This is a genomic window from Tractidigestivibacter sp., from assembly GCF_050946515.1.
Taxonomy (GTDB): domain Bacteria; phylum Actinomycetota; class Coriobacteriia; order Coriobacteriales; family Atopobiaceae; genus Tractidigestivibacter.
In genome coordinates this window covers 206,753-224,618 of sequence record NZ_JBMNUX010000003.1, presented here as the reverse complement: position 1 = coordinate 224,618, position 17,866 = coordinate 206,753, and the positions used below count along the sequence as shown (strand labels likewise).

The following is a 17,866-nucleotide window of genomic DNA, read 5'->3' as shown; positions in this document are numbered from 1 at the left end:
TGGCAGTGAACTTGTAACAGTTAAGCTGCGACAAGCAGAAACCACCCCCGGAGGTCTCTTGAGGTCAACAGTCATGTCCTAGTGTTTGTCTTAAGTCTAGCTGAGTAGCTCCATTAAAAACTATTGAAAATAGGTCTCATGATATTTTCTATAAAGTTTTTGTAATCTTAAAGCATAAGTCAGCAGATAAATGCTACCTATCCCAAATATTTCGCGTATTTATTTATGGCGTGCTCTAGGCAGCGGTAATGCTTCACGTTGTGAGCGTCGCTCGCGATGTATGAGTACAGCCCCTGTTTCAGCATCTTGATAGCAGGGCGCTTCTCTGCGCCAAGCCTCCCGCCCTCAATGAAGTCTGCAGATGCCTGAAGCTCACAGCCCATGTCAACAAGCTCCTGCGCAATTGAGATGTCGCGCTGAATGGCAACGTAGCGCTCTGGGTGAGCAATGATGATATGGTAGCCCATGCCCTGCAGCTCAAAGATCGTGCGCTCGTAGTCTGCAAAGCGGGATGGGGACGCGTTAACCGACAGCTCAAGCAGAAAGTTGGCCGTACCGTCACAGGCAAGAACGCGCGCCCAGTCGAGCCCGAGCTCCATAAGCTTGCGGTGGTTGACCTCAAAGCCCATATGCACGGGAAAGTCTCCAGCAGCGTCCTGAAAATCGTAGAACGCCTGCCACATGGCGTTGAAGTCAAAGTACGGGTCACGACAATGCGGCGTGCACGTTATCTCGGTAACGCCCGCCGCCTTTGCCGCCTCTAGCATGGCGAGGGAGTCTTCCATCGTGCGCGCGCCATCGTCCACACCGGGAAGGATGTGGCAGTGGATATCGTGCATGATGACCCCTCCCCCTATTTTTCTTGCTTAGTACTCGTCGTCCTCGTAGGTCCTGATTGTACGACCCGCGCGCGCGGCACGTGATTGCTGGGCTAGCTGCTGGTAGACGATGGTGTCATCGGGGGTAGCCATATGGGTTCTCTTGCGCTGGCTGGACCCCTGACGCTGCTCACGAGAGGGAGGTCCGGCGGGAACTGACTGCTGCGCACCGCCCTCAGAACTAGCCGATACATTCTGCGCCTGCCTACGCTCCGGGCGCTGCGTAGGAGCCTTTACAAACTTGGGCGCAGAGGAATCTCCGCTCTCGCCCTTGTTAGAAGAGCCGCTCTCGTAGTAGTACGAGTAGTAGCCACTGTTGTTCTTGCCAAAGTCGCAGCCGTTCATGATGACGCCTGCAAGATTGCAGCCAGAGGCCTTCAGCTGCTCTACTGCCTGCATCACGTCAGCACGCTTGACAAAGTTCTCTCGGGCAACAAGCAGGACAGCATCGACCTTGGTGCCCAAAACCGCCGCATCGACAAAGGTAGTAACAGGTGGAGTGTCAAAGATTACATAGGTAAAGCGCTCGCGCGCGCTGTCCAAGAAGCGCTGGAAATGGCGGGAGTTGAGTATGTCCGACGGGTTTGGAATATGAGGCTCTGCATCCAGAAAATACAGATTGGGCGTCGATGTCTGAACTGCCGCCTGTTCAATCGACACCTGCTCGGTAATCACCGAATAGAGACCGAACTGGGCATGCACGCCAATACGGGTGGCAACGCTGCGACGGCGCATGTCGCATTCCACAAGCAGCGTAGACGCCCCAGAGGAGGCAATGGCCGAGGCAAGGTTCGTCGAGACAAAGGTCTTGCCCTCATTAGGCACCGAAGACGTAATGGCAATAGTGTGAACAGGGTTGTCCACGCTCATAAAGCGAATGTTGGCAAAGAGGGTCTTTGCGGAATTCGCAACAATCTGACCCTGCTGCTCCCGATTCTTTTTGCCTGGCATCCGTTACATCCCCTCAACATTAGGAAAGTGTCCAACAACTGGCAAATCAACGAGATCCTCAACGTCCTTGCTGTTCCTCACGCGAGTATCCGCAATATCAGCAATGACAACAATCACGATAGCCGCAAAAAGACCAACCAAGAAAGCAATACCCATATAGAGCATACGGTTCGGACCTGAAGGAGAAGTTGGTGCCGTTGCGGCATCGATAACATTGACGGACTGCACGTTCATGACCTCCGCAGCGACGTTAGAGGTATCGCCTACCAGAGCGTTTGCAACGTCTGCCGTCGTCGTCGGATCGGAGCCCGTAACAGAAAGCTCAATGACGCGCGTGCTGGTAGAGCTGGTGACGTCAATCTCATAGCCACTAAGGCTAGAGAGACCAAGCTGCGAGGCAACGTCGTTCTTCACGCGGTCAGACTCAATAAGCGTGGCAACGTCGTTGGTCAGCATCTGGCTGGCATTGAGGTCGCTCTGCGTGACGTTACTGCTGTCATCGCTCGTCTTTGAAAGGACGTACATGGACGTGCTGGCGGTGTACTCATTGGGCAAGAAGAGGCAGTAGACCATGGTAACCGCGGCGCATATAACAGGTACCAAAATCACAAAGCGCAGGTGCTTGCGCAATAGGTGAAACAGCTCGACAAGAGTCATGGAATCAATTCCCCTAGGCAGAATTCATGCAATCAGAGTTGCAAAAACGTCTTCGGACCACAGTCTAAGCCCTCGCGCAGCCTCACGCGAAAACAGACAGAAAAAAGCGGCGCCGGTATTGGCCGACGCCGCTAAAAGAAACGGCTAATCGTCATCCTCGGCGAGCGCCTCGGCGATCTCGTCTGTCATATTCATTGTGGTGTACACGTTCTGAACGTCCTCAAGATCCTCGAGGCGGTCGACAAGGCGCTGGACCTTCTTGGCGTCAGCAACGGAAACGTCGACGGGGGTTGTAGGAACCATGGTGAGCTCGGAGCCCTTGACCTCAATGCCCTGGTCCTCAAGGCCCTTGGCCACGTCCTGCATCGCGTCATAGGCGGTGTAGACAATCCACTGGTCGCCGGCATCCTCGTAGTCCTCGCCGCCGGCCTCGGCAACGGCCATCATGAACTCTTCCTCGTCGACGGCGTTCTCCTTGTCGGGGACCTTCTTCTCGTCGGACTTGATGATCTTCTCGACGGCGATGGAGCCCTTGCGCTCAAACTGGAACGCAACGGAGCCAGAAGTGCCCAGGTTGCCGCCGGAGTGAACGAAGGCAGAGCGGACATCGGCCGCGGTGCGGTTCTTGTTGTCAGTCAGGCAGTCAACATAGAGGGCAACGCCTGCGGGACCATAGCCTTCGTAGGTGATCTCCTCGTAGACGGAGGCATCGGCGCCGGCACCAAAAGCCTTGTCGATAGCGGCCTTGATCTTGGCATTGGGCATCGAGACCATGCGGGCGCGCTGGACGGCCGCGGCAAGCGTGGCGTTGTTGTCCGGGTTAGGGTCGCCGCCAAGCTTGGCAGCAACGGTAATGTTGCGCGAGAGCTTTGAGAACAGCGAGGAGCGCTTTGCGTCAATCGCTGCCTTCTTGTGCTTGGTGGTAGCCCACTTAGAGTGTCCGGACATGCACATCTCCTATCAATAGAATGCGCGAACTTCTAACGTCGCACAAAATCCTCGTTCTATAACCTTTGCAATATTACTCTCTCAGAACGAGAGCGCAACGCCTTTACGCAGGAAATTCCTACGTCCACACAGGGAGTTCAATTTTTCCTGATTGTGCCTTATGCCGTTGGCGGTCGATATTCTACCGTTCGCGGACTTCCATGACATAACTTTGCATTCAACTTGCAATTGGCTAATATCTGTTTGTGAGAACGATTTCACAAACGTTCTCACATATGCCTGAAAATAGCAGTAATTAGACGTGAGAACGTTTTCACTATTTCGTCAGTACTGCCCGAACAAGCAGGTAAGGATAGGGAGTCAGGAGGACACATGGCACTTGACTACAAACAGGCAGCGAAAGAGGTACTAGAGGCGGTGGGAGGCTCGGGCAACGTCGTCTCCGCAGCGCACTGCGCAACGCGCCTTCGCCTTGTCATTGCCGACAACAGCAAGATCGACAAGGACAAGCTCGAGAACGCGACCGGCGCAAAGGGCAACTTTGAGGCCTCCGGCCAGCTCCAGGTGATCTATGGCACCGGCACCGTCAACAAGGTGTACGACGAGTTCATCGCCCTGGGCGTCAACGCCGGCAGCACCGCCGACAACAAAGAAATCGTCGCCCAGCAGGGCAACGCGTTCCAGCGCGCAATCAAGGTCCTCTCCGACGTCTTCGTGCCCATCATCCCGGCAATCGTCGCATCCGGCATGCTCATGGGCATCATGAGCGCCATCCAGTACATGGGCACGCCCGTAGCGGACGGCGGCGCAGGGTTCTTCCTTCTCGACACCGATAACGTCTGGTGGAAGATCGCAAGCCTGATCAACGCCTGCGCACTCGGCAACCTGCAAATCCTGCTTGGCTTCTCCGCGGCCAAGGTCTTCGGCGGCAACCAGTACCTGGGCGCGTCGCTTGGCGCACTGCTGATCAGCTCCGACTTCATCAACGCCTACAACGCCTCAACCGCCATCGCCGACGGCACCATGATCTACTACGAGGTGTTCCCCGGCTACTCCATCCAGTGGACCGGCTACCAGGGCCACGTCATCCCCATTCTGGTTGGCGTCTGGATCCTGTGCTTCTTTGAGAAGCGTCTGCACAAGGTTGTCCCCGAGATGTTCGACCTCTTTGTGACCCCACTCGTCTCCGTCTCGCTGGCCGCCTACATCACGATTCTCTTCGTTGGCCCCATCTTCGTCTGGCTTGAGAACGAGATCCTCTACCTGCTCCAGTTCCTGCTCTCCGTGCCTCTTGGCATTGGCTACATCATCATTGGTCTTATCTACTCGCCTTCTGTCGTCACCGGCCTGCACCAGATGTACACCGCCATCGACGTCTCGATGCTCGCCCAGCTTGGCGTCACCTACTGGCTGCCCATCGCTTCTTCCGCGAACATCGCCCAGGGCGGCGCCTGCCTGGCCGTTGCCATGAAGACCAAGTCCGAGAAGACCAAGTCCCTCGCCGTTCCTTCCGGCATCTCCTGCCTGCTCGGCATCACCGAGCCTGCAATCTTCGGCGTCAACCTGCCTAAGATGAAGCCGTTCGTCTGCGGCATGATCGGCTCCGCCTGCGGCGCCCTGGTCTGCTATGTGACCCAGCTTGCCGCTTCCGGCACCGGCGTCACCGGCATCTTCGGCATCCTGCTCTGCATCACCCAGCCCATCCAGTACATCGTTATGTTCGCCGTCGCCTTTGGCGTTGCCTTCGGCCTGACCACCGTCGCCTACAAGGACGAGGACAAGAAGGCCGTCGCCACCGACAAGCACGCAATCGTGGCTGAGGACAAGGCTGCTGCCGACGAGGCCGAGGCTCTTGCCGAGACCGTCGACGACGACGCCCCCATTACCGTCTCCGCCGAGACCATCGCAGCTCCTGTCACCGGCACCGCCATCGCGATGACCGAGGTCTCCGACCCCATGTTCGCCTCCGAGGCCATGGGCAAGGGTGCGGCAATCGAGCCCGCCGACGGAAAGATCGTCTCCCCTGTCAACGGCTCCGTCACGCTTGTTGCCGAGACCGGCCACGCAGTTGGCCTGCTCTCTGACTCCGGCGCTGAGGTCCTGCTGCACATCGGCATCGACACCGTCGAGCTGAAGGGCGAGCCGTTCACGGCGCACGTGAAGGCTGGCGACAAGGTCAAGAAGGGCGACCTTCTGATGGACGTCGACCTGAGCGCCATTAAGGCAGCCGACAAGAAGACCACCACGATGATGGTCATCACCAACACCGACGCCTACACCGACGTCAAGCAGCTCAAGACCGGCAATGTCACCGCCGGCGAGGACCTCGTGTCCACCAAGTAGCTTGGCTGTGCACTGCCTCTGCGCGGGCGTCCTTCGGGGCGCCCGCTCTTATAATCGTTGATATAAAAGATGCAATTGGAAGGAGGAGGCCGCATGGCATCCGCACACGAAAGCTGGAGACCGCGTTTTCACCTCTCTCCGCGTACGGGATGGCTCAACGACCCAAACGGCCTTTGCCAGTTTAGGGGCTACTACCACGCGTTTCACCAGTACGATCCCGCTTGGCCCAAGGCAGGCAAGAAGGGCTGGGGGCATTTTCGCAGCCGCGACCTTCTGAACTGGGAGGACATGGGCGCAGCCCTCATGCCGTCCATCCCCGAGGACGCCGACGGCGTGTACTCGGGGTCCGCGCTGATTCAGGGCGGCGCGGCTTCCGACGGCGGCGACCTGATGCGCCTCTACTACACCGGCAACGTCAAGTACGAGGGCGACCACATCCACACCGGCCGCGACGCCAACGAGATCATGGTCACCAGCGAGGACGGCGAGAACTTCTCGGAAAAGCAGGTGCTGCTGCGCCCCGAGGACTACCCGTCCGACCTCACGCGCCACGTGCGCGACCCCAAGGTGTGGGAGCAGGATGGGCGCTATTACATGGTGCTCGGCGCGCGCAGGTCTGACGACGTGGGCGGCGTACTTCTCTACGGCTCCGACGACGCGGAGCGGTGGGAGCTGGTGCGCAGGATCGAGTCCGAGCGCCCCTTTGGCTACATGTGGGAGTGCCCCGACGTGCTGCGCGTTGACGGGCACGAGTTCTTGTCCGTCTCGCCGCAGGGGCTTCCGTCCGAGCCCACCCGCTGGCAGAACATCTATCAGTCGGGCTACTTCCCGCTGGACGGGCGCTTGGTTGATACCGAGGTCGTCGACGAGAGCAAGTTCGTGGAGCTTGACTTTGGGCCCGACTTCTATGCGCCGCAGTCGTTTGTTGACGATTCTGGCCGCGTGATCTTGATTGGCTGGATGGGCATGCCAGACGTCGACTACAGCTCCGCGCCCGACGGCCTTGAGTGGTGCCACTGCCTCACGCTGCCGCGCGAGCTCTCAGTCGGCCCCGACGGCCTCTTGCGCCAGTGGCCGGTTCGCGAGCTTGGGCTCGAACGCATCTCCGCACAGCCCATCTCTGCAAGCGCGGGCGCAATTCTCCCCCGCCACTATGCAGACATCGTGCTCGAAGGCATAGAGGGCGAGCTGCACATGTCGCTGGACAACGACCTGACGCTCGACTTTGCCGACGGGATGCTTGTGCTTGGCTTCTCCGGCAAGGGAGGCTGCGGCCGCGACCTGCGCAGGTGCCCGCTGGACAGCCTGAGCGAGCTGCGGGTGATTGTGGACGGCTCCACCGTCGAGGCGTACGCAAACCACGGCGAGCGCGTCATCTCTACCAGGTGGTTCCCCACCGCCGACACGCTGCTGGTTTCGTTGCACACCAACTGCCAGAAGGCTAACGCCTGGGAGATCGGCGGCATGTTCTAGGCTCGGCGACCCAGCGCCACGCGAACTTCGCTTTTCGGAATTGGCCCCGGCATCCGCACGTTTTCGCGGAGGCCGGGGCCGGTTGTTACGGACCGATATCGCGGCTGAGCCTTAGAAGTCGGCATTGCCGACGGTGCGCGGGTGCGGCAGGACGTCGCGGATGTTGTCGACGCCGGTAAGGTACATGACCAGGCGCTCAAAACCCAGGCCAAAGCCGGCATGGTGGCAGCCGCCATAGCGGCGCAGGTCAAGGTAGTACTTGTACTGCTCCTTGTCCATGCCTAGCTCGGAGATGCGCTGCTCGAGCACATCGAGGCGCTCCTCGCGCTGCGAGCCGCCGATGATCTCGCCAATACCGGGGACAAGGCAGTCCGCCGCGGCCACGGTCTTGCCGTCGTCGTTCTGGCGCATGTAGAAGGCCTTGATCTCGCGCGGGTAGTCGGTCACAAAGGTGGGACGCTTGAAGTGCTTCTCGGTCAGATAGCGCTCGTGCTCGGTCTGGAGGTCGGTTCCCCACGAGACGGGGTACTCAAACTTGACGCCGTTTGCCTGCGCGTCCTCCAGAATCTTGACGGCGTCGGTGTAGCTCACGCGCGCAAAGTCGGAGGTTGCCACGTGGGTCAGGCGATCCTTCAGACCCTTGTCGACAAAGCGGTTGAAGAAGTCAATCTCGTCTGGGCAGTGCTCCATCACATACTTGATGACAAACTTCAGCATGTCCTCCGAGACGTCCATCTCGCCGGCGAGGTCGCAGAAGGCCATCTCGGGCTCGACCATCCAGAACTCGGCGGCATGGCGACGGGTGTTGGAGTCCTCAGCACGGAAGGTGGGGCCAAAGGTGTAGACGTCGCCGAAGGAGAGGGCGAAGTTTTCGGCCTGCAGCTGACCGGAAACGGTGAGGTTGGTGGGCTTGCCGAAGAAGTCCTTGCTCCAGTCGACCGTTCCGTCCTCCTTGAGCGGCGGGTTTGCAGGATCGAGCGTGGTCACGCGGAACATCTCGCCGGCACCCTCGGCGTCGCTCGCGGTAATGATTGGCGTATTCACGTAGACGAAGCCGCGCTCTTGGAAGAACGTGTGGATGGCAAATGCGGCGACGCTGCGCACTCGGAAGACCGCTCGGAACAGGTTTGTGCGGCTGCGCAAGTGCTGCTGAGTGCGCAAAAACTCGCGTGTGGCGCGCTTCTTCTGCATGGGATAGTCGGGCGCGGAGGTCCCTTCGACCACGATCTTGGTAGCCTGAAGCTCAAAGGGCTGCGGGCGCTCGGGCGTCAACGCCAGCGTGCCGGTAATGATGAGCGCGGCACCGACGTTTTGCGAGACGATTTTGGCATACTCGCTGTCGCCGAGCTTCTCCTTGTTCAGTACGACCTGCAGGTCCTTGAAGCAGCTGCCGTCGTTCAGCGTGACAAAGCCGAAATTCTTCATGTCGCGGATGGAACGCACCCATCCAGCAACGGTAAGCTCGGCACCGCCAAGCTGGTCCATGTCCGCGTAGAGAGCGGCGATTCTCGTACGATTCACTGGAACCCCTTCGATTGAGAGCACTGTAGATTCGTCAAGCCGCCCTATCTTATAGCACCTCTGCGAAAAGCACCCGCCCGGGAAGCCCCCGCGCGGGCGTGAAATTGACCGCTGGATTGGAACCGTAGAAAATTCGGCCAATTATTTGGGCCCAGCGTCAATGTGGACCCCCTCAGTTGGAACCAGAAGCAAACCGCCTGCAGAAAATCTTCGGTTGTAGGTCTTTTTCAAGGGGGTAGCTAAGTATCACCTTCGCAGTGCCATTTCTCTACCTGCGGCGGAACAGAAAGTTACCCTCTTCGTACTCGAAGGGTCAGAGATAAAAGACCTACAACCGCAATTTTCTTGCAGCGGCACTCCCGGAGAACTCTCCAACTCGCGAATAGCTAGCAAGATCTCGCGTAGAATCGTCTCTGAAAGATCCGCGAGGACGCAAGCACCCAAGAAGGGAGCACGTATGGAGGACTACAAGCGCGAATTCATCGATTTCATGGTGGAGAGCAAGGTCCTGAAGTTTGGGAGCTTCACGCTCAAGAGCGGACGCCAGTCCCCCTTCTTCATGAACGCAGGCGGATATGTTACGGGTTACCAGCTGAAGAAGCTTGGCGAATACTACGCTCGCGCCATCCATGACAACTTCGGGCTGGATTTTGACGTGCTCTTTGGACCAGCCTATAAAGGCATCCCCCTCTCGGTGTCCTGCGCAATCGCAATGCACGACCTGTACGGCAAAGAGGTGCGATACTGCTCCAACCGCAAAGAGGTCAAGGACCACGGCGCCGACAAGGGTAACCTGTTGGGCAGCGAGCTCAGGGATGGCGACCGCGTGGTGATGATCGAGGACGTCACCACCTCGGGCAAGTCTATCGACGAGACTTATCCCATCGTGACCGGAGCCGCAGACGTGCAGATAAAGGGGCTCATCGTATCGCTGAACCGCATGGAGGTTGGCAAAGGAGGCAAGGTAACTGCCCAGCAGGAAATCCAAGAAAAGTATGGCTTCCCTGTGGCATCAATCGTCACGATGGCAGAGGTTGTCGAGGCCCTCGACGGCACCGTCATCACTCCGGAGCTGCGCGCAGCAATCGACGAATACTACAAGAAGTACGGAGTGAAGTAGCCGACTGCTCTATCAGACAGAAAAGGCGGTCCCAGCGCATTGCGCTGGGACCGCCTTTATGGCTAAAGGAGTAAGCCCGCATCGGCATGGTGGGGGCGGGCGCCAGTCTTTCTAGACATCCCAACATCACCGCTGACGGTTTTGCATACCCCTCTGGACATCTACTCGAGGTTCTCTGGCGTAAGAATCGGAGAAACCTTGTAGGTCTTCACCCTGTCGTCGTCGATGACGCCCGACCAGTTCATGCCAAAGGCGAAGTCGTAAGCGTTGCCCTCGGAGTCAACATAGACCGTCATGTCGCGCGGCGTGTCCTCCGCCTCGGCCGCGGCCTGGGCGATGTTCACCCACTCGGCATGCTGGTGGGCGTTAACGGTGCCTGACCCGGACTGGACGGAGCGGTCGAGGATCGTCCTGAAGTGGAAGTTCTTCATGCGCTCAAGCTCGCTCTGGTCGCCGTCGTCCGTCTCCACCACCGCGTCAGTCGCGTCTTCGTTGAGGCTGTTGGTTGTCTCGTGAATTATGAGCCCCTCGCAGAGCTCAAGGGGGAGCTCCTGCGAGAGCGCGGCGGCACGGTCTTCGGGCGTCTGGCGCCAGTCCTCCCAGAGGTCCAGCTTCCCGTTGCGGTTGAGGTCCTTGAACGCATAGCCGTCCACCTGGATGAGGTCGAGGCCATTGACGATGCGACCAAGCTGCCCGCCCATTTGAGGTCCGTATCGCTGGTCTTACGAAGGAGCGGCGAGATGGCATCGATTCACCTTGAACATCAAAAAAGCGATTGCTGCAAGCTCGATGGCAGCACTGACTTTGTGCTTGCCCAATCAATCGTTGAACGGTACAAGGGGGTCATCGTAGCGGGAGAGGCAGATGGGACAGCGACTCTTGACATAAGCATTCCCATCCCGGAGAAATAGCCCTCCAAAAACGCCAACGCCCGCTTCCACAGCTGAAAGACGTGGAAGCGGGCATAATGACCAGCAATTGGCGGACTGCCTACATCGGCATCGTGGGGGCAGTGAAGACGCGAGCCTGGTACTCGCGGTCAAGGTCATAGAGGCCCTTGGGGTCGCCGCCGAACAGCTTCATGTTCTTGACCATGTCGGATGCGTTGGTCTCTTCCTCGCCCTGCTCCTTCACGAACCAGTCGAGCAGCTGCATGGTGCGGAAGTCGTGCGCGTCGCTGGCAAGCTGGTAGCAGTGGTTGATTGAGTCCGTGATGTAGCGCTCGTGCTCAAGACCGGCCTCGAGCGGCTCAAGATCGTTGGAGAAGGTCTTGTCAGGCTGCGCGATAGCGAGCATCTTTACCTGATAGTCATTGTCGAGCAAGTAGCGGCGCAGAATCTTTGCGTGGGCGAGCTCCTCCTGCACCTGAACCATGTACCAGTTGGCAAAGCCCTTTAGGCCGCGATCCTCATAGTAGTCAGCGAAGGTGAGGTAAAGATACGCAGAGTAAAGCTCACGGTTGATCTGCTCGTTCAAGGTGTCGCCAAGCTTTGCATCAAGTGCCATGCGAACCATCCCTTCCGCCCGAAATAGGCATCGAGTGGGACATCAATACGTTATCTTATGTACCCAGGGAGCTCCCGTTTGGCTGGCGCTTCTCCAAACCATCATGGAGGCCCACATGACACCGTTGATGAGCTATCTGCTTGAGCCCAAGACTGCCGTCGTCTTTGACATCGATGGCGTGCTTGCTGTCTATGAGTTTGGCGAGCTTTGCCACAGCGCATGTCCCGACGAAGATTGGGAGACCTACGTGCGCGAAAACGACCCCTATGCAAGCTCGCGCCCGGTGCCTCAAATCCAGCGCTTTGTAGCCGACAAAGGCCCCCGAAGCGTTTGGGCATGCTCACAGGCCAGCGACTTCGAGGCCGCAGGAAAGCGCGATTTTGTGACAAGGAACTATGGCATCCCCGCCGATCACGTGAAAATTGTCTCGAGCAAGACTGAGAAGGTCGACTTTCTCAAAGCACTTGCTCGCCAGCTCAACGTGGGCGAGAAGCGCATCGCGCTTGTCGAAGACACAGTGGCGACGCTTGACCTTGTTATGGAGAAGACCGATTGCGTCACTGTGCACATTTCTTCATTTTTTGATTACTAGACCTGCGCGCGAGAAAAAAGGGCGCAGGGGGCTGCCTAAACGACCATGGGCAGTCACCAATATGGAGCCGGTTGATACGGACTCCTGAAGGCAATCGGCTCCCTTTGGCTTTCTGCTGGCCCCGCTGGATTTCGGCGGCTCTACCCTAGTAGGGAATCTCATGCCGCTCGAGCTCCGTGCCGTTTGAGTCGGTCACGACCTCAATCCAACGCTCGATATGGCATCCGTCCTCAAGCTGCTCGAGCTCCTCGAGCCTCTTGGCCAAGATCAAGAGCGCCTCACATGAGACACGCCCAGTCTTTGCGCGCTCGGCCAAGGCATAGGCAAGGTCTACGCAACCCGAAAGGGTCTGCTTTCTGTCCATGAGGCAATCCTCCAACTTTCTCGTATTTCATTACGTTTTTTATTCACAAATATTCGATTTTTGGATATTTGTCCCCAAAAACTAGCCTACATCACATGTACGAGATTTCAAACAGACTCGTTGGAAAAGTGCTCAGGGGGCTGCGAAGAAAGGCACACCTGAGCCAAATCGAACTTGCCGATAGATTGCAAGTGCCTCAGTCATTGATATCCAAGATCGAGACTGGAGAGCGCGCCCTCCACGTAAACGAGCTGTACTCGTATGCAGACGCATTGCAGACCACTCCGAAACGCATAATCGACGCAATTGGCAATAGCTATCGCCTTCCCAACGAGCACGCGCAGAAGGAGCTCGACATCTCCAGCGCGAACAAGAGCCATAGCGCAGGCACCGACAATGAAGGCGACCGTTAGCCTCATTCCTCAGCAAGGCCTCGTGCCCCCGCTCAAGCGATGATGCATTTCTCTATCCCGCCAAATGGCGTCCCCCCTCCCAAAGATGGCTCGTAGAATGTATTAGGCGAGAAAGGATCAAGAGCGAGGGGCGCGAGTGGCACATCTAAGCGGGTCGGCCGCGGTCAGCATTCAGAGCATGGGCGACCTTCTCGCGAACAACCGCGAGGCGCTTGGCGCGCTCTTCTCAAGGCAGGAGCTTGACCGGGCGGCAAAATCATCACATGCGGCACAATATCTAGCGGGCCATCTTGCAGCAAAGAGAGCGGTTCTCATGGCCGCCGAAACGATTGGGCCGGCGGGGCGCGATGAGTTCCTCCCGCTGGACGTTGTCATCACAAACGACGCGCTGGGAGCGCCTCGATGCACGACGGTCGGCATGCTGTCAAAGGCGCTTGCCTCGCTTGGAGCCGATAATCCACTTGTGTCGATAACTGATGAGTCGGGCATCGCCATGGCAACGGCTGCAATCGAGCTCGGAAGCGCGCCGGAAGAGATTGCACATTTGATGAAGGGCAGGTCGTAGGGCATGGACGATAGAGACAGAGAGCTTGCGGAGGAGCTGCGCCAGCAGCTTGAGGCGTCAGGCGCCAAGGTGGCGTTCGGCGACAGCGCAGGCGTGAACGCGGACGACAGCGAGGACGGCGCGAACACCAAGGACGGAGCAAGCGCCATCCCGGAGGGCGCGAACCCCACGGACACCATGGACCCAACCGGCCTTGTCGACGGCCCCTTTGCAGAAGCCATGCGCGCGTATCGCCGCGCAAAGGCATCCGGAGACGCAAAGGCCACGGCCGAAGCGGAGCGAAGGCTTCAAGAAGTTGTCCGCGCCGAGATGCTCGCAGACGAGCGGTGCGCAAACGACGGCGAGGAGGACGGCGAGTGAGCGGAATAGAGACGCAGGTCGTGGACGAAGGGCCCAACGGCCCCGGCTCGCTTGGGCGGCTCATCCCCTGGCCAGACGAAGAGACCTATCCTGACATACCTGCCGAAGACGCGCTCGACCTTTACCTTGGCTGGGTCGAGTCTCGCGGAATGCAGCTCTGGGACCACCAAGAGGAGGCCCTGCTGGACATCGCAGCCGGCGACCACGTGATATTGGGCACGCCAACCGGCTCGGGCAAGAGCATGGTGGCGCTAGGCATGCTCTTTATCGCAAACTGCACCAACCGGCGCGCCTATTACACGGCGCCCATAAAAGCGCTGGTCAGCGAGAAGTTCTTTAACCTTGTCGACCTCCTTGGCCGCGATAACGTGGGCATGATCACGGGCGACGTGGTGATCAACGCCGAGGCGCCCGTGGTGTGCTGCACAGCAGAGATCCTCGCCCAGGACGCGCTTCGCCTAGGCGAGCACGCCGATATCGGCTGCGTCGCCATGGACGAGTTCCACTATTACGGCGACCGCGACCGCGGTTGGGCGTGGCAGGTGCCTCTGCTGGCGCTCCCCCACACGCAGTTCCTGCTGATGAGCGCAACGCTGGGCGACGTCAGCGCCATCGCGGAGTCGCTCGAAAAGCGGACCGGGCGCGTAGTTGATTGCGTTCTTGATGCCCCACGACCGGTTCCGTTAACCTTTGAGTATGTGGACACGGCGCTTGAGGGCACCGTTGAGCTGGCGCTTCGCGACGGCGACGCCCCGCTCTACATTGTGCACTTCTCGCAGGAGGCCGCCATCAAGAGCGCGCAGGCGCTCTCGAGCTACGGCGTCTCGAGCAAGGAGCAGCGCGAGGCCGTCAAAGAGGCCGTCAAGGGCGTCCGCTTCACGACGGCGTTCGGCAAGACCTTGAAGCGCCTGCTGCTTACCGGCGTCGGCGTGCACCACGCGGGCATGCTGCCGCGCTATAGGCTGCTTGTGGAGAAGCTCGCGCAGCAAGGGCTTCTGCCCGTGATCTGCGGCACCGACACCTTGGGCGTAGGCATCAACGTGCCTATCCACACCGTGCTCTTGACGCAGCTCACCAAGTTTGACGGACGTCGCATGCGGCGGCTGAACGCGCGCGAGTTTCACCAGATTGCGGGTCGTGCCGGTCGTGCAGGATTTGATACCGAGGGGCGCGTGATCGCCGAGGCGACCGAGTACGACATCGAACGCGCGCGAGCGCTGGCCAAGGCTGGCGGAGACCCAAAGAAGGCTCGCAAGATAAAGACCAAGACGCCGCCGTCAGACTTTGTCGGCTGGAACAAGCAGACCTTCGAGCGGCTTATTCAGGCGGAGCCCGAGCCGCTCCGCCCGCACCTGCGCATCACGAACTCGATGGTCCTAGCAGAGGTCGAGCAGGGCGGCGACGCCTGGGCGCGCGTGCACAAGCTCATCGACGACTCCGCGCAGACCGACGAGCAAAAGGCCGCACTCTCCCAGCGCGCCGACGAGGTGTTTGCAACTTTGATTGACGCCGGCGTAGCGGTCAGGCACGAGAACGAGGACGGGAGCGCCAACTACGAGCTGACCGTGGACGTGCCGGACGACTTTGCGCTCGACCAGCCCCTCTCGCCCTTCCTTCTCGCCGCAATCGAGCTCCTTGACCCCGAGAGCCCCGACTATGCGCTTGACTTGATATCAATGGTCGAGGCAACGCTCGAGGACCCGTCGCAGATTCTGCGCGCGCAGGAGCGCGAGGCGCGCGGGGCCGCCATCGCCGCCATGAAGGCAGAGGGAATCGAGTACGAGGAGCGCATCGAGCGCGCGCAGGAGGTAACCTATCCCAAGCCGCTCGAGGACCTTCTCAACCAGGCGTTTTCCGAGTATTGCGAGAAGGTGCCGTGGGCTGCCGACTATGCCCTCTCCCCCAAGAGCGTGCTGCGCGACATGGTGGAGACCGCCTCTGACTTCAAGACCTACATCGGCCGCTACAAGGCCTCGCGCTCGGAGGGCACGCTGCTTCGCTACCTGTCTGACGCATACCGCGTGCTTGACCGCACGATTCCGCGCGAGAAGTTCGACGACCGCTTGAGCGACGTGCTTGACTGGCTGCGCATAGTCGTGCGCACCACGGACTCGTCGCTGGTAGACGAATGGGAGGCTGCCGGCGAGCTGGACGAAGGCGCGGAGGTCTCTGCGCCCCAGGCAGCCGACGAGGTGGTGCACGACCGCCGCGGCGTGACCCTGATGGTGAGAAACGCCCTGTTCGCGCGCGTGCGGCTGGCCGCCATCGGCAAGGTCGACGAGCTCGGCGCGCTGGACGCCGACTGGGGCTACCGCGCCGTCGTGTGGCAGCAGGCTTTGGACGAGTTCCATTCCGAGCACGAGGATATCCTGCTGGACGGCGACGCTCGCTCGTCAGCGTACCTGCAGATTGACGAGTCGGACGAGAAGAGCGACCACGTCTGGCACGTGCACCAGATCTTCCGCGACAGCGACGACGATCACGACTTCGGCATCTGGGGAGACGTCGACCTGGACTCCACGCAGAACGAGGGCTCCGTCGTCTTCAAGAGCTATCGGGTGGGATTTGTGGACGACTAGGGGGCGTGCCCCTCGGCTTTGCTTCGGGAAGCGAATCTGGACGGTTTACGCGCGCCGGTCGCGGTTGCGGAGGGAAGCCGCGCGTAGCGCGATTCCCGCAGGCTTTTCCCAGGGGGAGGCGGCGCCTGGACGGGTGAGGCGCGCCGGTCGCGGTTGCGGAGGGAAGTTTCGCGAAGCGCACTTCCCGCAGCAACCGCGACCGGCGTCCCATCGCCTAATCCTCCAGGTCGCGGAAGTGGAAATGCCTGCGCCCCTCGGCAAAGTCGGCGACGACGTCTCCATGGCCAACCAGCCGATACTTGTACGTCACCAGGCCGTCAAGACCAACGGGGCCGCGGGCGTGGAGCTTGCCAGTTGAGATGCCCACCTCGGCGCCAAAGCCATAGCGATACCCGTCGGCAAACCTCGTGGAGCAGTTGCGGTAGACGCCCGCTGAGTCCACGAGCGACATAAACGTCTCGGCGGCCTCGTCGTCGGCGGTCACGATGCTGTCCGTGTGATGCGAGCCCCAGCGGTTGATGTGCTCGACCGCCTCGCGCACGCCGTCGACCACCTTGCAGCTCATCACCAAGTCGCCGTACTCGGTGCCAAACTCGTCGTCGCCCATCAGCTCGGGAGCGGGGATGCCGTCCACGTTTGCAAGAAGGTCCAAAACCTCCTGCGTGCCACGAAGGCGCGCGCCCTTCTCGGCAAGCCCGCGAGCCGCCTTGGGCAGAAACTCCGCGGCAATCGCACGGTCAACCAGCAGGGTCTCGGCGGCATTGCACACGGCAGGATACTGGGTCTTTGCGTCGACAAGCACGCGCACGGCCATGTCCTGGTCGGCCGCCTTGTCCACGTAGACGTGGCATATGCCGGCGGAGTGGCCCATCACGGGAATCTTGGTGTTGTCCATAATGTAGCGGACAAAGCCGTTCGACCCACGAGGTATCAGCAGGTCAATATCCTGGTCACAACCCAAGAGCTCATCAATTTCTGAATGGCTTTCCACCTGCAGCAGAGCTTCGGAGGGCAGTCCGGCGCGGGTTGCCGCCTGATGGATCAGCGAGAAGAGCACGGCGTTGGTGTGCATGGTCTCGCGCCCTCCCTTGAGGACGGCGCAGTTGCCGCTCTTGATGCACAGGCTCGATATCTGCACGAGCGCGTCGGGGCGCGCCTCGAAGATCACGCCAATCACGCCGATGGGGCACGTGACGCGGCGGAGCACCAGCCCCTCGTCGAGCTCGCGCGCAAGAAGCGTGCGGCCAACCGGGTCGGGAAGCTTCTGCAAGCCGGAAAGCTGGTCCAAGTTCTCGGCCAGCTTGCCTTCGTCGTAGCGCAGGCGCTTCTGCACGGTCGCAGCGACGCCCGCCTCGCGCGCGGCTTGCATGTCCAGCGCGTTTGCGGCAAAGATCTTCTCACTATTCTCCTGGAGCGCCTTGGCGATGTTCGCCAGCGCCTCGTTACGCGTCTGGACGCTCGAGGCCGCCATCGAAGGAAACGCCAGCCTCATCTGGTGGATGCGATCGGAAACGCCCATGGAACCCCCTTCGCAGGTAGAGCATATGATTTTTGAGAAGTCTACCCCACGCGCGGCAGCCGTCAGCACAGTGCCAA

General features: G+C 59.8%; 18 protein-coding genes. 9 read left to right on the top strand and 9 right to left on the bottom strand.

What is annotated here, in order from left to right; all coding sequences use genetic code 11:
• Positions 1-197 precede the first annotated feature (197 nt).
• The 4 genes from ACOYJL_RS03300 to ACOYJL_RS03285 form a co-directional block, all read right to left on the bottom strand.
• Complete coding sequence (locus tag ACOYJL_RS03300; RefSeq protein ID WP_433568787.1) at positions 198-839, bottom strand: tyrosine-protein phosphatase; 642 nt, start codon at positions 837-839, stop codon at positions 198-200.
• Between the two features lie 27 nt (positions 840-866).
• Positions 867-1,829: a CpsD/CapB family tyrosine-protein kinase gene (locus ACOYJL_RS03295; protein WP_433568786.1), complete on the bottom strand. Its 963-nt coding sequence runs from the start codon at positions 1,827-1,829 to the stop codon at positions 867-869.
• A 3-nt stretch (positions 1,830-1,832) separates the two neighbouring features.
• A complete protein-coding gene (locus ACOYJL_RS03290; protein WP_433568785.1) occupies positions 1,833-2,486 on the bottom strand; it encodes a YveK family protein in 654 nt (217 codons plus the stop codon).
• A gap of 144 nt (positions 2,487-2,630) precedes the next feature.
• Positions 2,631-3,434 (bottom strand): YebC/PmpR family DNA-binding transcriptional regulator, encoded by an 804-nt coding sequence (locus ACOYJL_RS03285; RefSeq protein ID WP_433568784.1) that lies wholly within the window; start codon positions 3,432-3,434, stop codon positions 2,631-2,633.
• 372 nt (positions 3,435-3,806) lie between these two features.
• On the opposite strand from ACOYJL_RS03285, the gene ACOYJL_RS03280 reads away from it, so the two are divergent.
• Entirely contained in the window at positions 3,807-5,777 is a 1,971-nt protein-coding gene (locus ACOYJL_RS03280; protein WP_433568783.1) for a glucose PTS transporter subunit IIA, read from the top strand.
• Between the two features lie 93 nt (positions 5,778-5,870).
• Positions 5,871-7,250, top strand: coding sequence for a sucrose-6-phosphate hydrolase (locus ACOYJL_RS03275; protein ID WP_433568782.1), 1,380 nt, complete (start codon positions 5,871-5,873; stop codon positions 7,248-7,250).
• A gap of 111 nt (positions 7,251-7,361) precedes the next feature.
• Here ACOYJL_RS03275 and asnS read toward each other — a convergent pair whose 3' ends face one another.
• Positions 7,362-8,771: an asparagine--tRNA ligase gene (gene asnS, locus ACOYJL_RS03270; protein WP_433568781.1), complete on the bottom strand. Its 1,410-nt coding sequence runs from the start codon at positions 8,769-8,771 to the stop codon at positions 7,362-7,364.
• Between the two features lie 457 nt (positions 8,772-9,228).
• On the opposite strand from asnS, the gene pyrE reads away from it, so the two are divergent.
• On the top strand, positions 9,229-9,891 hold the full coding sequence (pyrE, locus tag ACOYJL_RS03265) for an orotate phosphoribosyltransferase (protein WP_433568780.1): 663 nt from the start codon (positions 9,229-9,231) through the stop codon (positions 9,889-9,891).
• 161 nt (positions 9,892-10,052) lie between these two features.
• On the opposite strand, the gene ACOYJL_RS03260 is transcribed toward pyrE, so the two are convergent.
• Positions 10,053-10,592 carry a hypothetical protein gene (locus ACOYJL_RS03260; protein ID WP_433568779.1) on the bottom strand — a complete coding sequence of 180 codons (540 nt, stop codon included), beginning with the start codon at positions 10,590-10,592 and terminating at the stop codon, positions 10,053-10,055.
• 39 nt (positions 10,593-10,631) lie between these two features.
• Between ACOYJL_RS03260 and ACOYJL_RS03255 the strand changes: the two genes are divergently transcribed.
• Positions 10,632-10,802 (top strand): hypothetical protein, encoded by a 171-nt coding sequence (locus tag ACOYJL_RS03255; RefSeq protein ID WP_433568778.1) that lies wholly within the window; start codon positions 10,632-10,634, stop codon positions 10,800-10,802.
• Positions 10,803-10,881: 79 nt separating this feature from the next.
• On the opposite strand, the gene ACOYJL_RS03250 is transcribed toward ACOYJL_RS03255, so the two are convergent.
• A complete protein-coding gene (locus tag ACOYJL_RS03250) occupies positions 10,882-11,397 on the bottom strand; it encodes a ferritin (protein WP_433568777.1) in 516 nt (171 codons plus the stop codon).
• A 115-nt stretch (positions 11,398-11,512) separates the two neighbouring features.
• Between ACOYJL_RS03250 and ACOYJL_RS03245 the strand changes: the two genes are divergently transcribed.
• On the top strand, positions 11,513-11,989 hold the full coding sequence (locus ACOYJL_RS03245) for a hypothetical protein (RefSeq protein ID WP_433568776.1): 477 nt from the start codon (positions 11,513-11,515) through the stop codon (positions 11,987-11,989).
• A 145-nt stretch (positions 11,990-12,134) separates the two neighbouring features.
• Here ACOYJL_RS03245 and ACOYJL_RS03240 read toward each other — a convergent pair whose 3' ends face one another.
• Positions 12,135-12,353, bottom strand: a complete 219-nt coding sequence (locus ACOYJL_RS03240; protein ID WP_433568775.1) for a hypothetical protein — start codon at positions 12,351-12,353, stop codon at positions 12,135-12,137.
• Positions 12,354-12,448: 95 nt separating this feature from the next.
• On the opposite strand from ACOYJL_RS03240, the gene ACOYJL_RS03235 reads away from it, so the two are divergent.
• The 4 genes from ACOYJL_RS03235 (at position 12,449) to ACOYJL_RS03220 (ending at position 16,270) form a co-directional block, all read left to right on the top strand.
• Entirely contained in the window at positions 12,449-12,766 is a 318-nt protein-coding gene (locus ACOYJL_RS03235; RefSeq protein WP_433568774.1) for a helix-turn-helix domain-containing protein, read from the top strand.
• A gap of 136 nt (positions 12,767-12,902) precedes the next feature.
• Positions 12,903-13,331, top strand: a complete 429-nt coding sequence (locus ACOYJL_RS03230; protein WP_433568773.1) for a hypothetical protein — start codon at positions 12,903-12,905, stop codon at positions 13,329-13,331.
• A gap of 3 nt (positions 13,332-13,334) precedes the next feature.
• On the top strand, positions 13,335-13,691 hold the full coding sequence (locus ACOYJL_RS03225) for a hypothetical protein (RefSeq protein WP_433568772.1): 357 nt from the start codon (positions 13,335-13,337) through the stop codon (positions 13,689-13,691).
• Positions 13,688-16,270, top strand: a complete 2,583-nt coding sequence (locus tag ACOYJL_RS03220) for a DEAD/DEAH box helicase (RefSeq protein WP_433568771.1) — start codon at positions 13,688-13,690, stop codon at positions 16,268-16,270. Before ACOYJL_RS03225 ends, ACOYJL_RS03220 begins: the two co-directional genes overlap by 4 nt.
• A 214-nt stretch (positions 16,271-16,484) precedes the next feature.
• Here the strand turns inward: ACOYJL_RS03220 and ACOYJL_RS03215 are convergent, their stop codons facing one another.
• Positions 16,485-17,858, bottom strand: a complete 1,374-nt coding sequence (locus ACOYJL_RS03215) for a glutamate-5-semialdehyde dehydrogenase (RefSeq protein ID WP_433568801.1) — start codon at positions 17,856-17,858, stop codon at positions 16,485-16,487.
• Positions 17,859-17,866: the final 8 nt, after the last annotated feature.

What these genes read in the sequence shown, in the direction of transcription:
- ACOYJL_RS03300 (WP_433568787.1), bottom strand. Translation starts at nt 839, where the DNA reads ATGCACGATATCCACTGCCACATCCTTCCCGGTGTGGACGATGGCGCG.
- ACOYJL_RS03295 (WP_433568786.1), bottom strand. Translation starts at nt 1,829, where the DNA reads ATGCCAGGCAAAAAGAATCGGGAGCAGCAGGGTCAGATTGTTGCGAAT.
- ACOYJL_RS03290 (WP_433568785.1), bottom strand. Translation starts at nt 2,486, where the DNA reads ATGACTCTTGTCGAGCTGTTTCACCTATTGCGCAAGCACCTGCGCTTT.
- ACOYJL_RS03285 (WP_433568784.1), bottom strand. Translation starts at nt 3,434, where the DNA reads ATGTCCGGACACTCTAAGTGGGCTACCACCAAGCACAAGAAGGCAGCG.
- ACOYJL_RS03280 (WP_433568783.1), top strand. Translation starts at nt 3,807, where the DNA reads ATGGCACTTGACTACAAACAGGCAGCGAAAGAGGTACTAGAGGCGGTG.
- ACOYJL_RS03275 (WP_433568782.1), top strand. Translation starts at nt 5,871, where the DNA reads ATGGCATCCGCACACGAAAGCTGGAGACCGCGTTTTCACCTCTCTCCG.
- pyrE (WP_433568780.1), top strand. Translation starts at nt 9,229, where the DNA reads ATGGAGGACTACAAGCGCGAATTCATCGATTTCATGGTGGAGAGCAAG.
- ACOYJL_RS03260 (WP_433568779.1), bottom strand. Translation starts at nt 10,592, where the DNA reads ATGGGCGGGCAGCTTGGTCGCATCGTCAATGGCCTCGACCTCATCCAG.
- ACOYJL_RS03255 (WP_433568778.1), top strand. Translation starts at nt 10,632, where the DNA reads ATGGCATCGATTCACCTTGAACATCAAAAAAGCGATTGCTGCAAGCTC.
- ACOYJL_RS03250 (WP_433568777.1), bottom strand. Translation starts at nt 11,397, where the DNA reads ATGGCACTTGATGCAAAGCTTGGCGACACCTTGAACGAGCAGATCAAC.
- ACOYJL_RS03245 (WP_433568776.1), top strand. Translation starts at nt 11,513, where the DNA reads ATGACACCGTTGATGAGCTATCTGCTTGAGCCCAAGACTGCCGTCGTC.
- ACOYJL_RS03240 (WP_433568775.1), bottom strand. Translation starts at nt 12,353, where the DNA reads ATGGACAGAAAGCAGACCCTTTCGGGTTGCGTAGACCTTGCCTATGCC.
- ACOYJL_RS03235 (WP_433568774.1), top strand. Translation starts at nt 12,449, where the DNA reads ATGTACGAGATTTCAAACAGACTCGTTGGAAAAGTGCTCAGGGGGCTG.
- ACOYJL_RS03225 (WP_433568772.1), top strand. Translation starts at nt 13,335, where the DNA reads ATGGACGATAGAGACAGAGAGCTTGCGGAGGAGCTGCGCCAGCAGCTT.